General features: G+C 59.8%; 8 protein-coding genes and 1 pseudogene. 7 read left to right on the top strand and 2 right to left on the bottom strand.

The window, feature by feature from the left end; translation table 11 throughout:
• From NW819_RS07790 to NW819_RS07765, 6 genes are all read left to right on the top strand, one after another.
• Positions 1 to 1541, top strand: a 1541-nt coding sequence (locus NW819_RS07790) for an ATP-dependent Clp protease ATP-binding subunit (RefSeq protein ID WP_414413411.1), incomplete at its 5' end; no start/stop codon positions are given.
• Between the two features lie 116 nt (positions 1542 to 1657).
• Positions 1658 to 2293, top strand: a complete 636-nt coding sequence (locus NW819_RS07785; RefSeq protein WP_011432256.1) for an ATP-dependent Clp protease proteolytic subunit — start codon at positions 1658 to 1660, stop codon at positions 2291 to 2293.
• Positions 2294 to 2310: 17 nt separating this feature from the next.
• Positions 2311 to 2586, top strand: coding sequence for a hypothetical protein (locus tag NW819_RS07780; protein ID WP_414413410.1), 276 nt, complete (start codon positions 2311 to 2313; stop codon positions 2584 to 2586).
• 16 nt (positions 2587 to 2602) lie between these two features.
• Positions 2603 to 2959, top strand: coding sequence for a Uma2 family endonuclease (locus tag NW819_RS07775; protein ID WP_414344152.1), 357 nt, complete (start codon positions 2603 to 2605; stop codon positions 2957 to 2959).
• Complete coding sequence (locus tag NW819_RS07770) at positions 2907 to 3518, top strand: ATP-dependent Clp protease proteolytic subunit (protein ID WP_011432257.1); 612 nt, start codon at positions 2907 to 2909, stop codon at positions 3516 to 3518. Before NW819_RS07775 ends, NW819_RS07770 begins: the two co-directional genes overlap by 53 nt.
• Before the next feature lie 143 nt (positions 3519 to 3661).
• On the top strand, positions 3662 to 4021 hold the full coding sequence (locus tag NW819_RS07765; protein WP_414413409.1) for a hypothetical protein: 360 nt from the start codon (positions 3662 to 3664) through the stop codon (positions 4019 to 4021).
• A 14-nt stretch (positions 4022 to 4035) separates the two neighbouring features.
• Here the strand turns inward: NW819_RS07765 and NW819_RS07760 are convergent, their stop codons facing one another.
• Positions 4036 to 4647, bottom strand: a complete 612-nt coding sequence (locus tag NW819_RS07760; protein ID WP_414413408.1) for a chromophore lyase CpcT/CpeT — start codon at positions 4645 to 4647, stop codon at positions 4036 to 4038.
• A gap of 8 nt (positions 4648 to 4655) precedes the next feature.
• On the opposite strand from NW819_RS07760, the gene NW819_RS07755 reads away from it, so the two are divergent.
• Entirely contained in the window at positions 4656 to 6050 is a 1395-nt protein-coding gene (locus NW819_RS07755) for a malic enzyme-like NAD(P)-binding protein (protein WP_414413407.1), read from the top strand.
• Between the two features lie 100 nt (positions 6051 to 6150).
• Here NW819_RS07755 and NW819_RS07750 read toward each other — a convergent pair.
• A pseudogene (locus NW819_RS07750) lies at positions 6151 to 6335 on the bottom strand (CRISPR-associated protein); the annotation flags it as partial.

Here is a 6335-nt window from a genome sequence, read left to right as displayed (position 1 = left end):
TCGGCGCCACCACCCTGGATGAGTACCGCAAGCACATCGAACGGGATGCCGCCCTGGAGCGTCGCTTCCAGCCCATCATGGTGGGCGAGCCGACAGTCTCCGAGACCATCGAGATCCTGTTTGGCCTGCGGGAGCGCTACGAGCAGCACCACAAGCTGAAGATCTCCGATGCCGCCTTGGATGCAGCCGCCAAGCTGGCCGACCAGTACATCTCCGACCGCTTCCTGCCGGATAAGGCCATCGATTTGATCGACGAGGCTGCTTCGCGGGTGCGCCTGATCAACTCTCAACTGCCCCCGGCGGCGCGGGAGCTGGATCAAGAGCTGCGGCGAGTGCTCAAGGAGAAAGACGCTGCGGTGCGGGCCCAGAACTTCGACAAAGCCGGTGAGCTGCGGGATCGGGAGATGGAGATCAAGCAGCAGATCCGCGCCATTGCCGCTGCCAAAAAAGCCGAGGAGAGCAGCCGCAGCGAAATGCCTGAGGTAACCGAAGAGGACGTGGCCCAAGTGGTCAGCGCCTGGACGGGGGTGCCGGTGGCCAAGCTGACCGAGAGCGAGTCAGTGAAGCTGCTGAACATGGAAGAAACCCTGCACCAGCGCATCATCGGCCAAGACGAAGCGGTGCGGGCCATCTCCCGGGCCATCCGCCGCGCTCGGGTGGGGCTGAAAAATCCCAACCGCCCCATCGCCAGCTTCATCTTCTCCGGCCCAACAGGGGTGGGCAAAACCGAGCTGACCAAGGCTTTGGCAGCCTACTTCTTCGGCTCCGAGTCGGCCATGATCCGCCTCGACATGTCGGAGTACATGGAGCGGCATACAGTCAGCAAGCTGATCGGATCCCCGCCGGGCTATGTGGGCTACAACGAGGGGGGTCAGCTCACAGAAGCGGTGCGGCGTCGCCCCTACACGGTGGTGCTTTTCGATGAGATCGAGAAGGCGCACCCGGATGTGTTTAACCTATTGCTGCAAATCCTGGAGGATGGCCGCCTGACCGATGCCAAGGGCCGCACGGTGGACTTCAAGAACACCCTGATCGTGATGACCTCTAACATCGGCTCGAAGGTCATCGAGAAGGGCGGCGGCAGCCTCGGCTTCGAGTTCAATGCCAACGACGAGGATGCCAACTACAACCGCATCCGCAACCTGGTGAACGAAGAGCTGAAGCAGTACTTCCGTCCGGAGTTCCTCAACCGCGTGGACGAGATCATCGTCTTCCGGCAACTGACCAAGGATGAGGTGAAGCAGATTGCCGACATCCTGCTCAAGGAAGTGTTTGACCGCATGACGGAGAAGAAAATCCGCCTTACGGTCAGCGACCGCTTCAAAGACTTGGTGGTGGAGGAGGGGTATAACCCCAGCTATGGGGCACGCCCGCTGCGCCGCGCCATCCAACGCCTGCTGGAAGACATCCTGGCGGAAGAAATCCTGACCGGGCACGTCCGGGAGGGATCGGAGGTGCTCATCGATGTGGATGAGGAGCGCAAGCCCAAGGTGCTGGTCACGGAGCCGGAGCGGGTTCTCTTGCCTCAAGGGGCGGAGTAAAGCTGGCTTTGAGAGGTCCTCAGACTGCAAGGGATCCGTTGGGATGCTGCGGATCCCTTGTGGTCCTCAAGTGTTGTTTTTCAGTTGAACAGACCCAGGCGTAGGAGATCTCTGGCATGGTGCAATCGACCTACTACTACTATGGCGGCGCTCCGGTTCGTACCCCACCCCCAGATTTGGCTTCGCTGCTGCTGCAGGAGCGCATTGTCTACCTGGGCTTGCCCCTTGCAGAGGAGTCGAATGCCAACGTCACCAAGCTGATCATCGAGCAACTGCTGTATCTGCAGTACGAGGATCGGGAAAAGCCGATCAAGATGTACATCAACTCGACGGGCACCTATAACTACGACACAGCGGCCTTTGCCATTCTGGACACCATGAACTACATCAAGCCGCCTGTGCATACTATCTGCATCGGCAATGCCATTGGGATGGCGGCCATGTTATTGGCAGCAGGAGCCAAAGGATTTCGGGCCAGTCTGCCCAATGCCACGATCGTGCTCCACCAGCCCTATGGGGGCACCCGTGGACAGGCCAGCGACATCGAAATTCGCACCCGCGAGATTCTGACTTTGCGCAACATGATGCTGGAGCAACTGTCCCGCAGCACGGGCCAGCCTATGGAGCGCATCAAGAAGGACACGGAGCGGCTATTTTTCATGACACCAGAAGAGGCCAAAGCCTACGGCCTCATCGATCAGGTGCTGACCAGTTCCAAAGGCGTGCCGAAGTTGGCAGCAGCCAAAAACTGAAGCAGAGGGATCCGTCCATGGTTCAAGTTCCCGTACAGCCTTTAACGGCGGAGGAGTACCTCCACCTCACGGACTGGCCTTATGGAGGACGGATTGAACTTGAAGACGGGTCTATTCGGGAAGTGCCAACCGAGGAGCGCATCAACACCCTCATTGAGCTGTTTCTGGTTGCGGAATTGCCCAAGTTTTTGCCCATCCAACGCCTGAGCTTGGGCCAAGTTGAGGTCGAAGTGCCCGCAGCCAAGGCTCGGTTGCGCAATCCAGAGGTGATGGCTTTGCATCCCGCTATGTGAGCTTGCTGGGAAACGGTTGCGGAATCCTTGCCTGCACATGCCCCTGCCGCTGTTGGTGGTGGAAGTCGTTTCCCCCGGAGTAGACAATGAAAAACACGATTATCAAGACAAGCGCAAAGATTACGCTGCCCGTGGGATCCCAGTGGATCCAGCCAAGCAGTCCGTTTCCGCGGTGCGCTGGGTTGGCGGAGAATACGAAGGCGAGGTCAAAACTGGATCTGGACGCATTGTTTCCTCGGTTTTGCCCCAGCTGGATTTGAGCGCGGAAGATATCTTACAAGCGCGTCGTTCTGTGTTTCATACTTTGCCAGGAGAAACTTATGCCGATTGGAGTGCCTCGGGTTCCCTACCGTTTGCCCGGCGAGCCCTATAGCCAGTGGATTAGCCTTGACGATCGTCTGTACCAAGAGCGGATTTTGTTTATCGGCGAGCCCATTGACGATAGCTTGGCCAATACCATCGTGGGGGTGATGCTCTACCTCAACTCGCAGGATCCGCAAAAGGACATTGTGATGTACATCAATTCTCCCGGTGGCTCTGTGACGGCGGGCATGGCCATCTACGACACCATGAACCACATCAAGCCAGATATCGTTACGGTTTGCGTGGGCCAAGCAGCTTCAATGGGAGCCTTTTTGTTGGCTGCTGGCACCAAGGGCAAGCGGTTTGCCCTGCCCCACTCCCGCATCATGCTGCACCAGCCTTCGCTGGGCACGATCCAAGGCCAAGCCAGCGACATTGAAATTCGCGCCCGCGAAACTCTGCGAGTCAAACGACGCATGAACGAGATCTTGGCGCAAACCACCGGCCAACCGCTGGAGAAAATCGAGCGGGATGTGGAGCGAGACTTTTACCTCTCGGCCACGGAAGCTCAGGCTTACGGCATCGTGGATCGGGTGATCCAAGAGCGCTCGGAAGCCATGGCCAGCTAGGATGGCTGGATCCAAAAAATAGCCTGGGCAAGCTCCTGAGTCGGATGTTGAAGAATTGAACCCGCGAGGAATACACCTGGGATCCTTTCATGATCTCACCGTGCCGGTTCTGCGGTGCCGAGAGACGGGCTGAGGTCTTTGGGGTGGCTAGGATTAGGGTGGAGTTAGCCGGGAGATCCGACCAGGTGAACCGACAGCATTGGGCCAGAAGGAGCGGTGGATGGGCCAGTCTGCTGGTGTTCCTGCTGTATCCCCCAGATCAGGCTTTGGCTCTGCCCCCCGCTTCTGAGATCCCTGAGGAGGTGCTGCGGGCGCAGCCAGATTTGCGGGCTCGCTCTCCGGTCGATAATCAGCCCCTCACCGCCGACGAAGCTCTAGAACTCCAGGAAGCCTTGGCAGCTCGGCCCGAAACCGGATCTGTCTCTCCAGAGGTGGAGCGGCTGATCTTTTTGCTCAGGCTGCGCAAAGGGTTTCGAGATCTGTTGCCTTTTTTGTTCCCCTGACTGTTTTCTGGCCCTCACCCCCTGTCCCTCTCTCCCCAAGGGCGAGGGGAAGAGGCCGGTGGGATCCCTTTTTGGTAGCGGTAGGGTCCGGCGCGGGATCCCCAGGTTTGTTGGCCGGTGGTGGCGTCAAAGCCCCGATCCCAGGTGATGAATTCGCTGGGGGTGAGGTCGAACTCGATGTGGATATAGGTGCTATCCCCGGGGTTCAGACGACATTCTCCACCTGGCAGCATTTCGCCGTGGTAGCAGTCTGGGCGCTTTTCCACCAAAATGCGACAACCGGGCAAATGCTCCAGGTCGGCCAAGGAGAGCTGCGCCAAGCGCTGCGGATCCTGAGAGGCACCTGCCCAAGCTGCTTGATCCCGCAATTTGTAGTTCTCGATCCGCAAGGGATCCCCCAATACCTGGAGCACCCGGCTGCGATAAAACTGGCCCGGCGTGTGCTGGTTAAATTGCTCGGTAAAAAAGCCGATCCCCTCCGAGAACAGGTGGGGAAGGCGCACGTACCAAAGGCTGACCGGCACAAACCACACCGGCTCTGCCATCGCCTGGGCGCGGTTGCTGTAGTAGCCCTCCAGCCAGTTGGCCAGGGTGTGCAGGTCGGAAGCGGATTTTTCGTCTACCATAGGGAGCTATGACAAAACTTACCCCCAGCTCTAGCTATAGCATTGCCCTGCGCATTCGCCTGCTCAACCAGCCGGGAGCCCTAGCCCGCGTCACCCAGGCCATTGCGGAAGTGGGAGGCAGCCTCAGCCAGATCGATCTCATCCACCAATCGGCAGCAGAAACGGTGCGAGAAATCTGTGTAGATGCCGTGAGCAGCGAGCATGCTCAGCAAATTTACGCCGCCGTTGCCTCCTTGGCCAATGTGAAGGTGGAGCGGGCGGTGGACCGCACCTTTGAGCTGCACCGCGGGGGAAAGCTGCAGGTGGTGGCCAAAAGCCCCCTGGAGAGCGCCGCCGATCTGGCCATGGCCTACACGCCGGGGGTGGGGCGGGTTTCCCTAGAAATTGCTGCCAACCCCGCCGCGGTCTATGAGTACACCATCAAGGGCAACAGTGTAGGCATTGTAACCGATGGCAGTGCGGTGCTGGGCTTGGGGAATGTCGGCCCGGAGGCAGCTTTGCCGGTGATGGAGGGGAAGGCGGCGCTGTTCAAGCGCTTTGCCGATATCGATGCCTTTCCTCTGTGCCTGGCCACTCAGGAGGTGGGGGAAATTGTAGAGACGGTGGTGCGCCTGGCGCCGGGATTTGGCGGCTTTAACCTGGAAGACATCAGCGCCCCTCGCTGCTTTGCCATTGAGTCTCAGCTCAAGGCCCGCCTCAACCTGCCGGTGTTTCACGACGATCAGCACGGCACCGCCATTGTGGTGCTGGCGGCGCTGCTGAATGCCCTGAAAGTGGTGAAAAAGAGCCTAGACGAGGTGCGCATTGTCCTCAACGGGGCCGGGGCAGCCGGCATTGCCGTGACGCAACTGCTGCGGTGGGCCGGGGCAGCCCACATCCTGGTCTGCGACCGCCAAGGGATCCTCAGCCGCTCCCGTTCCGATCTCACCCCCGAGAAGGCGGCCATTGCCGTCGAGGAGAAGGGATCCCTGGCGGAAGCCTTGGTGGGAGCGGATGTGTTTATTGGGGTGAGCGTGGCCAATGCCCTGACAGTGGAGATGGTAGAAAAAATGGCCCCGGATCCCATCCTGTTTGCTTTGGCCAATCCGGTGCCGGAGATTCAGCCCGAGCTGGTGAGCGATCAGGTGGCGGTGATGGCCACGGGCCGCAGCGACTACCCCAACCAAATCAACAACGTGCTGGCCTTTCCGGGCGTGTTTCGCGGCGCCCTCGACTGCCGCGCCAAGCAGATCAACACCGAGATGTGCCTGGCTGCCGCTCAAGCCATTGCTGCCTTGATCCCTGCCGAAGAGTTGGATCCCCAGTGGATCATCCCCTCGGTCTTCGACGGGCGGGTGGTTCCTCAGGTGGCCGCTGCGGTAATCCAGGCTGCCCGCCAAACCGGCGTGGCCGGGATCCCTTGAGGGCTACCTAGGGCACCAGGTGACAAGCCACAAAATGCCCCGCGCTCACCTCGCGAAAGGCCGGGGGTGGATCTTGGCCTGTTCCTTCCCTGGGGGGAACTCACACCAGACGGCCCAAGCGCTCCCGCAACTCAGCGGCGGCCTGCTCCAGGTGCTCAGGGGTGTAACCGGTGGTCTCTACCCTGACAGCAAGGTGGGTGTCCTGGCTCTGGTGGAGATGGATCCACAAGATGTGGCGGCCGTCCTCTGTTTTGCGGTTTGCAGCTTTGACGCTGTTTTTGGGGG

The organism is Synechococcus sp. R8-2 (assembly GCF_047461715.1).
In the GTDB taxonomy this organism is placed as follows: domain Bacteria; phylum Cyanobacteriota; class Cyanobacteriia; order Thermostichales; family Thermostichaceae; genus Thermostichus.
This window is presented reverse-complemented; position numbering and strand designations above follow the sequence as displayed.